Consider the following 13,938-nt stretch of genomic DNA (forward strand, 5'->3'; position numbering starts at 1 on the left):
CCGCCGAACACGAAGCCGCCCACTACATGACCGAACCCCCAGCGTCACTCCAGAAAACCAGCTAACTCAGTCTCCACAAAACCCGGGGCTTGACAGGGTGCCGCAGACGCGGCAGGCCCGCGGGCGCGCGGGAACAAGCATGCGGGTGCCTTCCAAAGGGCGTGCCGAAGGTGAGGGTTCGTTGCATGGGGGTGGTCGTCGGTGACCTGGGCGCAAACCCTCCCGCGAGCCTGGGGGCGCGGTTTTCGGGGTGAGGTGAAGCCGTCGTCGACCCGGGGGTCGACGACGGTCGAGGGTGTGGCTGTCTGACTGGGTGTGGGTCAGCAGCGGCGAACACGCCGGTAGGAGAGGCGACTGCCGTGCGCGGCGGCGGTCAGGATGCCGGCGAGGGTGGTCAGCTCGGCGCCACCCGCGGGGCGCTGAGCGATAAAGATGAGGATGATCGGCAGGGCGAGGACGGCGAGGAAGAGCCGGGCGTGTGCCGTGACCGTCATGTCATCGACGCTGTGGGTTTCACCGCTCCTGCAAGGCGGCATGATACTTTCGGCACCTAACGTCGGCGCCCAAATGGTGCGCAGGCAACGGAAACGGCCTGAAGACATGACAAACCCCTCAAGGAATCATGTTGGGCTGTGGACGTGTGGATGTTCAAGAGGCCCTGGCAATGGTTGCGACGCCCCGCCAGGGTCTCTGTCTTTTCCCGGTGTTGACCCGGGAATCGGACTCTACTTCGTCACCCTCGCGGGATGCCACGCGCGCAGAGGGTGACGGCCACAGACGCCCACCCGGGACACGGCGCATCGCTCACCCCACCCACACCCAGGTATGCCCGGTCACGTAATCGGAATCTGTCAACACCGTAAAATAGTGATCTGATAATGCATCAAGTGTGGTGCCAGTGAGCCCAATGTCACGGAATGTGGCAGCCTTCGGGAAGGCTCCCGGCACATGACGAAGGCACAAACCCCGCCCCACAACGCTGACACGCGGTCACGACGAACACCACGCGCCCCCAGGCCACCCCCCGCGCAACACCGCGCAACCCACCGGCACACGCACCCGCCTCCCTCCACCAGTACCAGCGCCACGCCGGAGCCCCCCTCCGCCCCACCCCGTCCAAGGAGGGGCTTCATCGTCAAGCGTCGAGGAGGCCGAGCGCGCTGTCTGGTCGGCAGAGGTAGCAGGCGCGTGCGTCTGGGACCGTGAGCAGGATGTCCCGGGCGCTTTCGGCGGTGGTGGGCCGCCCTCGACCGGTCATGGTGCAGTCGCTGGTGTGGACGCGCTCGGGGGTGCGGCGGGCGCCGATGCTGTACTCGATCCACCACCGTGGCGGCTCCGGAAGGGGCCGGCGCGACGCCTTCTCCGCCTCTTCAGCCCGTACGGCCGTGATCTTCTCGTCGACTCGGGCGAGGGTCAGGGCGAGCCAGCGGCGTATCAGCTCCAGCTGGTCCAGCTCGGGCGGGAGTGGCAGGAGAGGTTCGGGCCCGGGCACGGCGGCTACGCCGCCTCTGCCTGCGGCGCGAAGGCGGGTCGGGCGCTCTTCTTCAAGTCCATACGCGCCTGCACGACCTCTTCGCGGGGCACCGATGCCCAGTGGGGGGGGGTCCACCACCGCGATCGACAGCTCGCGGATCTCCTTCCACATCCGATCCGCGGTGTCCTTCTCCTCCTGGGTCCAGCCAGGGCTGTCCGGGACGTCGCCGCGATGGGAGTAGGAGCCCTCTGTGCGCGTCCAGCCCTTCAACGGCTCCACGCTCCACGGCGGCCCAGCCAGGAAGAGGCGATGCTCGGCGTGAGCGCGGTGAAGCTGCTCCTGGAGCTGGAGGAGGTCATCGGGAAAGGGGCGCTCGGCAGTGGTCACCAACCCATCGTAAATCTGTTCGAATTCGTTTGGGAAGCTGCCGCTCCGCTCGGTCACCCAGGTGGCCCTCGCCTGGCTTCGCTCCCGGCGGCGCCATCACGTAGGGGGTGCAACGCTGGATTCAGGGGGCCACACCTGGAGGTAGTTGTGCGTCCCATCTGGTCGGGTGCGATCTCCTTCGGCCTGGTCACGATCCCGATCAAGGTCGTGCCGGCGACGGAGTCGCACGACATCAGCTTCCGGCAGATCCACACCGCGGACGGCGGCCGGATCCGCTACCGCAAGGTGTGCGAGATCGACGGCCAGGAGCTCCGCCAGGACGAGATCGTCCGCGGCTACGAGACCGCGACGGGCACCCTCATCCCCGTCACCGACGCCGACCTCGACGGCCTGCCCCTGCCCACGGCGAAGGCGATTGAGATCGTCGCCTTCGTGCCGGCCGCGAGCATCGACCCCATCCAGATCGGCACTTCCTACTACCTCGCCGCGGCCGAGGCTATCGCCGCCAAGCCGTACGAGCTCCTGCGGCAGGCACTGGAGCGCAGCAGCAAGGTGGCCGTCGCGAAGTTCGCGATGCGCGACCGCGAGCGGCTGGGCCTCCTGCGCGTCAAGGACAACGTGATCATGATGCACGCGTTGCGGTGGCCCGACGAGATCCGGGCCTCCAGCTACGTCCCGGCCCCGGAGGCGGAGGTCTCCGATGAGGAGGTCGAGGCCGCCGTGCGCCTGACCGACTCCCTCAGCGGCGTCGACATCGACAGCCTGCACGACGGGTACCGGGACGCGCTGGAGCAGGTCATTGCCGCGAAGACCGGTACCAGCATCCCGCCCGCCCCCACCGAGGAGGCACCGCCCGCCTCGGCCGCCGTCGTCGACCTCATGGCCATCCTCGAGCAGTCCGTCCAAGACGCGAAGACCAACCGCGGCCAGCCCGGCACCGTGCACGAGCTCCCTGCGCGCAAGACCACGGCGAAGAAGACCGCCGCCACGAAGTCGAAGCCGGCCGCAAAGAAGCCTGCGACGACACGTAAGCCCCGCAGCGCCTGACCACGCACCCTCCGCCACCCAGGTACCTCAGCCCCGGCCACGCGGGATCGTTTCCGCGGTGAACCCGCACGCCCAGACGGGTGATCCGGCGTCAGAGCCGGCCTCAGGGTCAGAGCCGACGGCGCTACACCGTCGGTGTGATCACAACCCTCATGAAGCGCGGCCTTCCCGCGCTCGCGCTCTGCGCGCTCCCCTTGTTCGCGATCGCTCCCGTCTCGCACGCAGCCTCGTACCAGCCCGTCGCGGAAGGCGCCTCCGTCACGGTGCCGTTCGCGGTGCGGCGGGATTTGCCGCAGGCCCCGCCCGCGGCGGTCGCCCGGACTGAACTGGCCTCGCTGACGGTGGAGGCCCCGCACTCGATGACCGGCTACAGCCGGGCGCGGTTCCCGCACTGGGCGCAGCAAGGCGCGCGGTGCGACACCCGGGAGGTCGTCTTGGCCCGGGACGGCCAGGAGGTGGTGCGTGACGAGGAGTGCCGGGCTGTGTCCGGCACGTGGGTCAGCCCGTACGACGACAAGGTGCTGACGGCCGCGAGCCAGGTCGACATCGACCACATCGTCCCCCTCGCCAACGCCTGGCGCTCCGGCGCCGACCTCTGGGACACCCCGAAGCGGAAAGCGTTCGCCAACGACCTGGAGGGGCCGCAGCTCCTCGCGGTCTCCGCGGCGTCGAACCGGTCGAAGGGCGATCAATCCCCGGACCAGTGGAGCCCGCCATCCCGCGCCTACTGGTGCACCTACTCCCGTGCCTGGACCCACATCAAGCACACTTACCAGCTCACCATCACCGAGCCCGAGCTCGATCAGCTGAACCGGATGCTCGACACCTGCGCCTGACCGCCCACCCCATCCGTTGCGCCAGCGGCCCAGTAACACGGGAGCCGGCAGCAGCGGTTCCCCTCACGGCGGCCGCCGGGCCGTTTCCCGCAGCACCGTGCTCCTACAGCGGGAACCGCCCTGGAGACCGTGAGCCTTCCCCGCTGCTTCACCGCTCGTCGATGCGCTGCGCTCCCCGACAAGGGGTGAAGCAGCTGCCCGGCCCCCGGAGGTAGCACGTTCGGTGAATCGCCGGACCGAGAAGCGCGGGTGAGGGCAGCCTGGTGTGCGGGGCCGGCCGGCTACGGGCGGGCGCAGGGGCGCGAACTGTGGGAGGACGTCGTGACGGACAGGATCCTGAAGAGCTTGTCAGCGGGGCACACCGGGTCGGTGGGGGTCCTGCTGGCCGATGGGAGTGAGCCGGGCCCGGTGTACTTCGACGTCGGCAGCGGCGCTCACGTGCCGTCTTCGACGGACTGGCACGCATACGACGGCCGGATGGGCCGCCCCCGGGCCGCTGTACTGCGGGGTGCGTGTTCGTGCGGCTGGCGCGGCCCGGCCCACTACCCCCTGGACTGGAGCGTGCTGGAAGAGGGCCCGCTGTGGAAGGCGGACATCGACCTGTCGGGCCCGACGGGCGACGTCAAGGCGCACGTGAGCGTGGTCCGCGACCAGGCCGTCCCCCTGTCTGACGCACTCACCGAGCTGTTGACCGGGCTAAGCCGGGAGCTGTCCACCGCGGTGGAGGAAAGCCCGCTGGTCGTGTTGAAGGCGCTCGCGGACCTGCGCCATCTGATGGCGGGAGTGGGCGAGGAAGCCGCGTATGCCGTCCGCGCGGACCGCATCCCGATGGCGGAGGTGGCCACCGCCCTGGGGACTAGCGAGCAGGCCGCCCACAGCTTCCTCGCCGACTACCACCAGCTCTGACCGGATCACCCCGTGGCGGGACACATCGCGTCCCGCTGCCACGGCCCAAGGCAGAAGCTCGCGGGTACGGGTACGTACCCGAACCCTAGGGGGATGGGAAGGAGCATGACGATGTCCGATGCCAATGTGAGAATCCCCGAGGAAGCCAAGGACCGCCTCGCCGCGATCGCGGCCGCCGAGGGCTTGTCCCTGCGCATACCTGGCCCGCCTGGCCGAGACGATGCTGACGCCGACCGAACGCGCCGAGCGCGCGGAAGCGGCGCGGGCCGCCCTGCACGCGTGGAGCGGATATGCCCCGACCGCCACGGAGCAGAGCGAGCTCGATGACGAACTCGACCGGCGCCTCGCGCAGGTGCAGCGCCCGTGAGCGAAGCGATGCACATCGTGCTGGACGAGACGGCGATGGCCGCGGCCGGGCAGGGCAACGTCCTGGCCTCCCGGCTCATCCACCGCGCCCACGCCGAGACCGGCTGGTTCCTCTACGCCCCCTCCTGCGCACTCGTCGAAGCAGACCGGGCACGGCCCGGCACGGACGAGCACCTGGCCGCGTTGCCCGGCATCACCGTCCTGGATCTGGATCCGCCCGCCGCGCTCGCCATCGCCCAGCAGGAGACGTGGGCGGCCGCCCACAGTCAGCACGCCGCGCAGCCCACCGCGGACCGGCCCGACGGCGCGATCGTGGCCACCACCGCACCGAAACGCTGGGAAGGACAGCCGGTCAGGATTCTGGACCTGAATCCATAAGCCCGAGCGCAGCAGCGCCTGACCGAGCGCCCCTTCGCCGCCCGGACGCCCCGGGCTACAGACGGGTGAGGTACGCGCGGACTGGGTCGGCGAGCTCGGCGTAGAAGTCAGTGCGCTCCTGGGCCTGGAGGATCTGGGCGCACACGGTCAGCAGGCCGGTGCGAGCCTCTGGCCTGTCCAGGACGGGGGCGAGCTCCGTCCGGATGCGGGCGGCCGTCGTGGGGGCCAGCAGTGCGAACAGGTACAGGGTGGCCGCGTCGTATCCGTACGGGGCGCGGCCCCATCCCTCCCAGTCCAGGATGTGCGGGCCGCGGGTGACGTTGCCGTAGTGGAGGTCGCCGTGGGCGGTGGCCCAGATGACGTCGTCGACCTGGTGGCCGGTGAACTCGGGGATGACGCGGCGCAGGTACTCCTCCCGTACGGCATCGCGGTCCGTCGGCGGCGGGACGTCGGCGAGGGCGTCCAGGGCGGCCGTCATCTCCTTCCACCACGTCTCGGGGAGGCCGGGGTCCTCGTCGAGGACGGGGCGCGGGGAGACGATCGGGGCGGGGGCGAAAGCGTACAGCTCGGCCCGGTAGGTGTAGCCCTCGGTGGTCCAGTCCCGGATGCGGAACAGGTCGGGGCGCGGCACCGCGGCGGGGAGGGCGCGGGAGGTGGACGGGCCGTCCCAGAGCTTGCCGCCCTCGGTGCCGGCCTCGGCGCAGACCACGCGAAGCCAGTGCGGACCAGCGGCGCCCGACAGGGTCCGGCCCCGGTACCCCCACACCCGGTGCCCGGTGGCTCGTAGGCCGAACTGGTCGGCGGCGTGCTGCTGGGCGGCCAGCATCCGGTCAACGGTGGCGGGGGCGGGGGCGTCGAACATGGCGGGTCCTACCTCGGGTGGGAGACGGCGGCCGCGTCCTTGGATACCAGCTCGGTGGCGAGAGCCGCGACCTGATTCACGGTGAGGCCGGAGCGCTCGGCCAGCTCCCCAAGGGTCAGGCGGGCGCCGGAGACCAGGGCTTCCAACACGGGTCGCACGGACGGGTGGAGCTCCCATTCGTGTCCGGCGGCGCGCAGTACGACGGCCTCGTCGGTTCCCTCCAGTGCGGCCCGGGCGGTGGTGAGGGCCAGGACCAGGCCGGGGTCGGCGGGGACGTCGCCGATGTACGGGAGGGAGGGGGCCGGGCGGCCGGGGTCGCGGGCGTCCAGGGAGGCGGTGAACTCCGAGACGATGTGGGAGTGGAGCGCCTCGGACACCTCCTTGCGCAGTTGCTCGGCATACGCTGTGCGCTCGGCGGGGCCGGCCACGGTGGGCACGTTCGCGCGCAGGGTGGGGGAGTGGAGGAGTTGTCCGGCCAGCCACACCAGGAGGTGGTGGCCGGTCGCCGGGGTCAGGCCGCACGTCAGGTGCAGGGAGCGGCCCTCGGTGGCGGCCACTGCGTGCCACCAGCCCCGCGGCACGTACAGCATGTCCCCGGCCTGCAGGACCACTTCGGCCAGCGGCGGCTCTTTGGGCTTCTCGGGTGCTTCGACGTCCAGGCGGAGCGGGTCCGTGCGGGTCGCCCCGTACAGGTTCCAGCACTTCGCCCCTTCGAGCTGTACGACCACGACGTCGTGGTCGTCCCAGTGGACACCGAAGGCCTCGGTGGGATGCCAGGACGCGTACAGGTTGGCTTGGACGTCGGTGCGGAAGTGCCGCTCCAGCGCCTCGGCCAAGTCTTGGACGCCCGGGTGGAGCTTGTCGACGGCGTCCAGGACCAGGGAGGCGCCGCCGACGATCTGGCGGTGGAGCCCGGAGGGCTCGACGCGGTGGCGGACCTCGGAGCGCTTGGTGACCGAGGTGTGCAGGTACTCGTACGGCGGGACCTGCTCCCCGTCGTTGAACAGGCGCAGGCGCGGGGCGTCGAGCCGGTGGCGGGCCACCAGGTCGTTCAGGTCGTCCCACGTGAACAGGCCGCGCAGCCCTGCGGCGGCCTGTGACCAGTGCTGGAAGGAGCGGCCGAAAGCCCCGGCGAGGAAGTCCCCGCCGAGGCTACGGACCGCCGCGTCAATCGCGGTGGTCATGGTCGGCGATCAGTCGTTGCCGTCGCCCTTGCCGGTGCCCCCGCCGTCGGGGGTCCTGGTCGCGGCTCCCTTGATGGAGCGGCTGGAGAGGATCAGACCGTTCATGACGTACTCCTTCTCTCGTGTCGGATGGAGCGCTGGACGGCGCCCGCCGCCCCCAGGCAAGGCGGGCGCCAGGTGCGGGACCGGCCGGAGGGGGAGCCCCTGGAGGCGTTGTCCCGGCCGGTTCCGTTCGACCATTGAAGGTCCGGGGAACACCAGAGGGGAGGGCCGCTCCGGGGTGCCGATTCCCGCTGCGGGGTGCCGCGTTTGGGGGCCAGGATGGTCTTTCGATACCCGGACAGGGGAGGCCCCGGCATGGTGAGCCCGGACGGAATCGGCGAGTTGCTGCGCTCCATCAGGGAGCGGGCGGACCGGAGCCGCGAGCAGCAGGCCAAGCGCATGACCGCGGCCGGTCTCGTGTGCACGGTTGAGAACCTGAAGCGCTGGGAGACCGAGAAGCGGTTACCGACTCCGGTCTGGCGCTCGGCGATCCGCGCCGTCTACGGCCTGACCGACGAGCAGCTGGACCAGGCCCTGGAGAACTCCCGGCGGCACCGCAGGCAGCGGAGGATGGAGGACGACGACGTGAAGCGACGCAAGCTGTTCACCCTGGCGGCGGCCACGGCGGGGTTCGCCGTGCTGCCCGGCATCACGCAGGCCCGAGAGGGCATCGACACCGGCCTGGACGGCGACGGCGCTGGGGACCTCGCCTACCTGGAAGGCGCCTTCGAGCGGCACCGGGGCGGCTACAACGGGCGGGCGCCCGACGCGGTCCTGGGCGAGATGCGGGAGGACCTGGCGCTCCTCGCCGCGGTCCTGCGTCGGCCACACTCCGCACGGGACCGTACCGACTTGGCGCGCACGGCTGCCGGGATCTCGGGCCTGGTGGCGATCGTCCAGCACGACCGCGGCGACCAGGCCGACGCGCACCGCTGGTTCGCCACTGCGGCGAAGGCGGCCCGAGAGTCCGGGGACCGGCGGATGACGGCCTGGGTGCTGGGCCGTCACGCCATGGTCGGCCTGAACTACGGCGCCCCGGGTCAGGCCGCCCGCATCGCTGCGCAGGCCCGCCGGGAAGCTGGTGCCCGCCCGTCCGGCGCGGCCGCGCTCGCGGCCGCTGTCAACGCCCGCGCCTTGGCCGCCATCGGCGACTTCCCCGGCGCCCGCCGCGCGGTGGACGACGTCCGCACGCTGGCCGAGCAGTTGGACGGACCCGAGTCGGCGGACACGTGGTTCGGGTACCCGGCCCAGAAGCACGCGGTGCACCTCTCCCAGGCGTACACGCTGCTCGGTGACACCCGCGCCGCGTACCGGGCGCAGGATGACGCCCTGGCTCTGACGTCCTCGCCATCGGTCATGACCCGCGCGCTGATCGCCATGGACACCGCCGCGTGCCTGCGCGTGGACGGAGATCCGAGCGCGGCCGGGGCGATGGCCGCCGCCGTTTACGACCGGCTACCGCCCGCTTACCGCAGCGGCCTGGTGCACTCCCGCGCCCAACTGCTCCACCGGCACCTGGACGGAGCCCCGCGCCGGCTGCTCGGCGACGCCCTCGCCTGAGGGGCGCGTAGCGATGGACGCGGCCGCCGTTTCCATTGGAAACGGCGGCCGGTGAGTGGCCTTGATCGCCTGGCGTCAACCTGGCGGGGTCAGGCGAAGGCCAGCCGATTCAGGTCGGTCACGGTCTGGCTGTCGCGGTCGCTGCAGGCGTGGTTCCACTTGAGGTTGGAGTAGCACACGAACTTGCCCGTGGTGGGTTCGAGGAAGTCGATGGTGCAGCCCGTGCCGGGGTGGGTGTGGTCGCACAGACAGGTGCAGCTCTTGCGGTTGACGTTCCAGCCCAGCCCGGTCGGGCTGTCGCCGAGGAGCCGGATGAGGTCGGGGCACGGCGGTCCGTCGGTGGTCTCCAGCCGGAAGGAGCCGCCGCCCGAGTACCAGGCATCGGTGCCGTTGAAGGGGCCGGGGCTGGCTGTCGCCCGAATGCGGCGCAGCAGTGGGGAGAAGATCGACGGCGATTCGTAGGGGGAGTTCACGATCGCGGTGTACGCGGTTCGCTCCGTAGGGGTCCAGTCCGGCTCTTGCTGGAGCAGGCCGTAGTTGGTGGTGAGCCGTTCGGCGATCCGCTCCCACCAGCGCGGGTTGAAGCCGGTGAGCAGGATGCGGGCTGGCGTGCCGGGGCGGTGCATGCTGATGCCGCCGCTTTCGCGGCGATAGCGGAGGCCAGCGACCCCCACAACGCGGTCCAGGGGGTGGCCGCTCTCGCCGTCGCGCAGGCGGGGGAGGAGGGACTCGGCCCAGTGGAGGACGACGTACGGCTCGTCAAGGAGACGAAGGGTGAGTTGGTCTTCCTCCGGACGCACCTGGATGATGCCGAGGGGGTGCTCGGAGAGGCTGCCGATCTTGCAGGCGGCGAAGAAGACCGCAGCCTCCAGCTCTGCCTGCTCCAGATCACGGGCCGCAGGGATGGTGAGCGGCTGGTCGGTATCCCCGAGGAGTGCGTGGAGGGCCTGGTGGGACTCGCCGGTGCTATGGCGGCGGTCTTCGGTGAGGGACAGGGCGGCCTGCGGCATCGTGTTCGCTGTTCTGCGCCACACCGGCCCCCGGCGGCGAGCGCTTTGGTGAAGTCGGCCAGCAGACGTCCAAGGTAGTGATGCTTCTGGCCGGTTCTCGGCGAGGGTGCGGGGGCATCTTCCATCGCGCGGCCGGGCGTTCACGAGCCCAGATACATCGAAGCCCGCGGAGAGGCGGCGGTGCAAGACGCCACAGCAACCGTAACCCCAATGGGTGAGGCGGCCCCCGGGGCTTGAGCCGGTCCACGGTGGATAGGGAAGTTCGTCCCCAGCGGCTTCGAGATCGGGGTCAGCCCCGACCTGGCCAAGCACGTGGTGGCGGTTTTTGCCGGCTTTCGCCAACTCCCCACAGCGGCTAAACAATTCGTTTAGCGTGGTGCGGGTGAACCTCCTACGCTTCCGCGGCACCGCGAACGAGCTCGCCTCGGTCTATGGCAGTGCCGACATCGCCCGCCTCATGGGGCTGTCGCGCGGCCGGATCACCCAGCTGCGCTCCACCGACGAAGCTGTACCCCTGCCCGAGCCCGATGCACCCGACAGCACAGAGGCGCGGCCCCTGTGGCGTGGCATGACGGTGGCCCGATGGTGCGCTGCTTCCGGCCGCCGCCTGCCCGCGCGTACCGCGTCGTGGCTTCTGCCCGGTCCCGACGGACCTCGTCTGCAGCGCGCCGGGCAGCGCACGGTGACACTGCGGCAGGTGGATGGTGTCCTCGCTGATCTGCGGCGCCCGCCCATCGACGTGCACGTCGTCCAGTACACCGCCGACGGACTCCCCGGCCGCGGGCCGTCGGTATGGCTCGCCACAGTCATGGCGCCGGACGAGAGCAGCCGGCTGGTGGGCTGGCCTCCCCACTGGGAGCACGGCAGCCCGCTGCACAACCTGGTGCACGAGCTCCTCGACGACGGCGAGTTCCGCCAGGCGGCCGGGGAGGGCCTACTGGGCACGCTGGTGGTGATCCCGACCGAGAACGATCCCCGCTACGGCAGCGGGACCGGGTTCGTCCGCGTCCTGGACCTCTACCAGCCCGATGCCGGCCAGACCGAGAACGACCTCCACGGCCGGCTCCGTCAGCTGCCTGTTCAGGCCGCGGAGATGAAGGATGTGACCAGCGCGATCGGCCACCGGCTGCCGTGGTGGCCACCAGGCTGTGCGACACCGCCGCTGGTGGCAGCCTGGGATCCGGAGACCACACGGACTGAGGCGATCCCGCCGCCGCTCGCCGACGCCTACGCCTTCCAGCGACGCTGCGCGGCCACCGCCGACCAGCTCGAAGGTGACCTCGCCGCCTCCGTACGAGAACTCGGCGACACCCGCTGGGGCCAGGCATCCACCGACTGGCGCCCCGGCTACGAGCCGGACCTCGGCGTACTGCCCGAGGAATGCGCCCCCGGGGTCTGGCAGGTCGCTGTCCGCTTCGGCCTCTCCAGCCAGCGCGCACCGTGGAACGGCGACTTCTGGCAAGGTCTGCGCTGGCTGATGGAGCACGCCCCGTCCATGCGCCTGGCCCGCGACGCCCACCACATCTTCGGCGACCCCGACAGCGCGGCCACCGTCATCCTCGACACCAGCCTGCTCCCGTTCGCCGCGGCCGCGCAGCTGACCGACAGCGCCGTTGCACCGGCCGCCGCAGGCATCAGCTACCGGGCCCAGCGGGTCCTGGACACCCTCGACGCCCACCCGAGCGGCACCGTGGGTACGACCCTGGGCACCTGGCCCGCTCTTGCCGGCCCCGCCTGGTGCGCCACCACGCCCGGCACCACCTTGACCGCCCTCCACGTCCCCCGCAGCCTGCCGGCCCCCGGACCCGATACCGGGAACTTCCTGCAAACCGTGGTGCTGCGCGCCGCCTGGGCGGGCGACCGCTACGCCTCCCCACCCGCCCTGGTTCTCGTCCTGACCGACCGGGACAACCTCGTCGTGCTCCCCGAATGCGGCAGCGCCGCCCACCTGGCCGCCGCGATCGAGCACACCATCTGGCACCCGGGCGCCGCCGTGCACACGGTGGGCCTGGTCCCCAGCGGCAACGAGCGCCTGATCGCCACGGTGCAATCGCTCCTCGAGGCCACCGCCCGCACCACACCCTGGGAGCAGCTCACCGCTCTCGTCGGCCCTCATCCAACCGACCTCTCCTGTATCTACTGCTGAAGGGACAGCCCGGACGGCGGTACGGGCGCGATACTGTGGAGTCTCTATCTGCGGTTTTGTGATCTGGCAGGAGTGCCCGCGTGCCTGAGGACCCCATCGCTCACAGCGAGCTCGCTGCCCTGACCCGGCGCTTCGAGGAGACCTCGGCTCAGGACGTCCGTGAGTTCGGGATCATCAAGTCCGACCTCACCGCGGTGCGTCTGCAGGTCGGGAACCTGGACCAGAAGGTCGAGAACCTCAGCGGCCACGTGACCCAGCGCCTGGACGGTCTGGAGCGGAAGATCGACGGGTTCATCGACGAGCAGCGCACGGTCAACGCGACCATGGTCGAGCTGCTGTCCTCGCTCGTGGGCAAGAACAGCGACAGCCAGTGACCTCATCGCCCGGCCGCTGAGCAGCCGGCCAAGGTGACATCGGGGCCCGGACCACATGTGGTCCGGGCCCCGATCCGTGTGTGGTCCAGGCCCACGCGCCTGTGTCTCGGCTATCGGCCGGTACGGGTCCGTCGGGTCTGGACGAGGTGCTGCCAGCGGGCGCGTACGGCGTCGGGGCTGTCGATCCACTGCGTGGTGGTGGCACCGGGCAGGTGCAGGCCGCCCATGAAGTGGGCGATGTCGGTGAAGTAGGCGAAGTCGCCGGTCGCGGTCAGCTCGTGCAGGCGGCCGATGGCGGCGGTCAGCTCCTGGTCCTCCTCGCGCACGGCGTGGTGGAAGGCGACAGCGAGCTCGACGAACCGCTGGAGGAAGGGCAGACCTGCGCCCGTGATGTCGGTGTTCAGGCCCCGGGCGCGGTCGATGACGCCGTCGGTTCCGGCGTCCTTGATCAGGGCGACGACCTGGGCCAGGAGGGCGTTGGACCGCTGGTCGAGGCTTTCGAGGAGCTGGTGGGCCAGGGAGAGTTCGGCGTCGGCCCGGTCCGGGTCGGCGAAGGACAGCGCGAGGGAGAGGCGGACCTGCATCATCGCGCGCTCGCCGGCGGCGCCGTGTTGTTCGGCTTCGGTGCGGCCGGCTTCGAACGCGGCGACGGCCTGGTCGGTGTCGGCGTGGGACCAGTGGATGTCGCCGAGGACGCGGTGGTGGCGGCCCGTCCAGCCCAGGGTGGGAACGGCGGCCAGGGCGGTGGGGAAGTCCCCGGCGAGCCGGGACAGGTTGGCCAGGCCGCGGCGGGCCTTCGGTGCGAGACGTCCGCCGGACTCGGCGACCTGCCGCATCCCGGCCCGGGCGGCGGCGCCCTGGTCGAGGTCCTTGTACGCCTTCGCCCGGTAGTACAAGGCCAGCTCGACGACCTCGGCGGTCAGCAGGCCGGAGTCGAGCACCTCGGTCAGACGGTCCACCGTCCGCTGCCGGTGCTCGTGCTGGCGGCGGGTGATCGCGGTGAGAAGTTCGGCCAGGGCGTCCGCAGGGGTGTCCGGGGCGCCGGTGGTGTCGGTGGGGAGTGTGAGCGGCTCCCAGACGGAGTCGTCGGCGTAGGCGTAGGCGGCCTCCGTGAGCCAGCCCAGGTCGGTGAGGCGGTGCTCGCGGGCCAGGCGCAGTCCTTGGCGCAGGCAGGCGACCAGGAGCAGTCGGCTGGGGCCGAGCGTGGTGGCCGCCGTCCACTGCTCGCCGAGGGCGGCCAGGGCGCGGGCGGCGGCCTGATGCCAGTCGGCTGTTGGACGACTCTCTGTGTGAGCACGTAGGTGGGGGTTCGCGACAGCGTCGGTGAACATGGGTGCTGGTTTCGCTGGGCAGTCTGATCTCGCTT

13 protein-coding genes and 1 pseudogene are annotated in these 13,938 nt (G+C 71.0%); 8 read left to right on the forward strand and 6 right to left on the reverse strand.

The genetic code is table 11. The features are described from left to right. Positions 1 to 320: 320 nt before the first annotated feature. The gene (locus tag ACIBEA_RS43325) at positions 321 to 494 is read right to left on the reverse strand and encodes a hypothetical protein (RefSeq protein ID WP_399269873.1); all 174 of its coding nucleotides are present in this window, start codon (positions 492 to 494) and stop codon (positions 321 to 323) included. Between the two features lie 641 nt (positions 495 to 1,135). Further along, on the reverse strand, positions 1,136 to 1,861 hold the full coding sequence (locus ACIBEA_RS43330; protein ID WP_399269875.1) for a DUF6233 domain-containing protein: 726 nt from the start codon (positions 1,859 to 1,861) through the stop codon (positions 1,136 to 1,138). A 147-nt stretch (positions 1,862 to 2,008) separates the two neighbouring features. Here ACIBEA_RS43330 and ACIBEA_RS43335 point away from each other — a divergent pair, with 147 nt between their 5' ends. From ACIBEA_RS43335 to ACIBEA_RS43355, 5 genes and pseudogenes are all read left to right on the forward strand, one after another. After that, the gene (locus tag ACIBEA_RS43335; RefSeq protein WP_399269877.1) at positions 2,009 to 2,908 is read left to right on the forward strand and encodes a Ku protein; all 900 of its coding nucleotides are present in this window, start codon (positions 2,009 to 2,011) and stop codon (positions 2,906 to 2,908) included. A gap of 137 nt (positions 2,909 to 3,045) precedes the next feature. Beyond that, the gene (locus tag ACIBEA_RS43340) at positions 3,046 to 3,744 is read left to right on the forward strand and encodes a DUF1524 domain-containing protein (protein ID WP_399269879.1); all 699 of its coding nucleotides are present in this window, start codon (positions 3,046 to 3,048) and stop codon (positions 3,742 to 3,744) included. A gap of 321 nt (positions 3,745 to 4,065) precedes the next feature. Continuing rightward, positions 4,066 to 4,650, forward strand: a complete 585-nt coding sequence (locus tag ACIBEA_RS43345) for a hypothetical protein (protein ID WP_399269881.1) — start codon at positions 4,066 to 4,068, stop codon at positions 4,648 to 4,650. Between the two features lie 111 nt (positions 4,651 to 4,761). Continuing rightward, a pseudogene (locus ACIBEA_RS43350) lies at positions 4,762 to 5,017 on the forward strand (hypothetical protein). Further along, entirely contained in the window at positions 5,014 to 5,394 is a 381-nt protein-coding gene (locus ACIBEA_RS43355) for a hypothetical protein (RefSeq protein WP_399269883.1), read from the forward strand. Before ACIBEA_RS43350 ends, ACIBEA_RS43355 begins: the two are co-directional and overlap by 4 nt. A 55-nt stretch (positions 5,395 to 5,449) precedes the next feature. On the opposite strand, the gene ACIBEA_RS43360 is transcribed toward ACIBEA_RS43355, so the two are convergent. Further along, the gene (locus ACIBEA_RS43360; RefSeq protein ID WP_399269885.1) at positions 5,450 to 6,256 is read right to left on the reverse strand and encodes a hypothetical protein; all 807 of its coding nucleotides are present in this window, start codon (positions 6,254 to 6,256) and stop codon (positions 5,450 to 5,452) included. An 8-nt stretch (positions 6,257 to 6,264) separates the two neighbouring features. Continuing rightward, on the reverse strand, positions 6,265 to 7,440 hold the full coding sequence (locus ACIBEA_RS43365; RefSeq protein ID WP_399269886.1) for a cupin domain-containing protein: 1,176 nt from the start codon (positions 7,438 to 7,440) through the stop codon (positions 6,265 to 6,267). A 357-nt stretch (positions 7,441 to 7,797) separates the two neighbouring features. Here ACIBEA_RS43365 and ACIBEA_RS43370 point away from each other — a divergent pair, with 357 nt between their 5' ends. After that, positions 7,798 to 9,042 (forward strand): transcriptional regulator, encoded by a 1,245-nt coding sequence (locus ACIBEA_RS43370; RefSeq protein WP_399269888.1) that lies wholly within the window; start codon positions 7,798 to 7,800, stop codon positions 9,040 to 9,042. An 89-nt stretch (positions 9,043 to 9,131) separates the two neighbouring features. Here the strand turns inward: ACIBEA_RS43370 and ACIBEA_RS43375 are convergent, their stop codons facing one another. After that, positions 9,132 to 10,052 carry a hypothetical protein gene (locus tag ACIBEA_RS43375; protein ID WP_399269890.1) on the reverse strand — a complete coding sequence of 307 codons (921 nt, stop codon included), beginning with the start codon at positions 10,050 to 10,052 and terminating at the stop codon, positions 9,132 to 9,134. A gap of 382 nt (positions 10,053 to 10,434) precedes the next feature. Here ACIBEA_RS43375 and ACIBEA_RS43380 point away from each other — a divergent pair, with 382 nt between their 5' ends. Together ACIBEA_RS43380 and ACIBEA_RS43385 are read left to right on the forward strand one after the other, a co-directional pair. Next, on the forward strand, positions 10,435 to 12,198 hold the full coding sequence (locus ACIBEA_RS43380; RefSeq protein WP_399269892.1) for a hypothetical protein: 1,764 nt from the start codon (positions 10,435 to 10,437) through the stop codon (positions 12,196 to 12,198). An 80-nt stretch (positions 12,199 to 12,278) separates the two neighbouring features. Beyond that, positions 12,279 to 12,572, forward strand: a complete 294-nt coding sequence (locus ACIBEA_RS43385) for a hypothetical protein (RefSeq protein ID WP_399269894.1) — start codon at positions 12,279 to 12,281, stop codon at positions 12,570 to 12,572. 110 nt (positions 12,573 to 12,682) lie between these two features. On the opposite strand, the gene ACIBEA_RS43390 is transcribed toward ACIBEA_RS43385, so the two are convergent. Then, a complete protein-coding gene (locus tag ACIBEA_RS43390; protein ID WP_399269896.1) occupies positions 12,683 to 13,903 on the reverse strand; it encodes a hypothetical protein in 1,221 nt (406 codons plus the stop codon). Positions 13,904 to 13,938 lie beyond the last annotated feature (35 nt).

The sequence above is a fragment of the Streptomyces sp. NPDC051555 genome (assembly GCF_044454405.1).
In the GTDB taxonomy this organism is placed as follows: domain Bacteria; phylum Actinomycetota; class Actinomycetes; order Streptomycetales; family Streptomycetaceae; genus Streptomyces.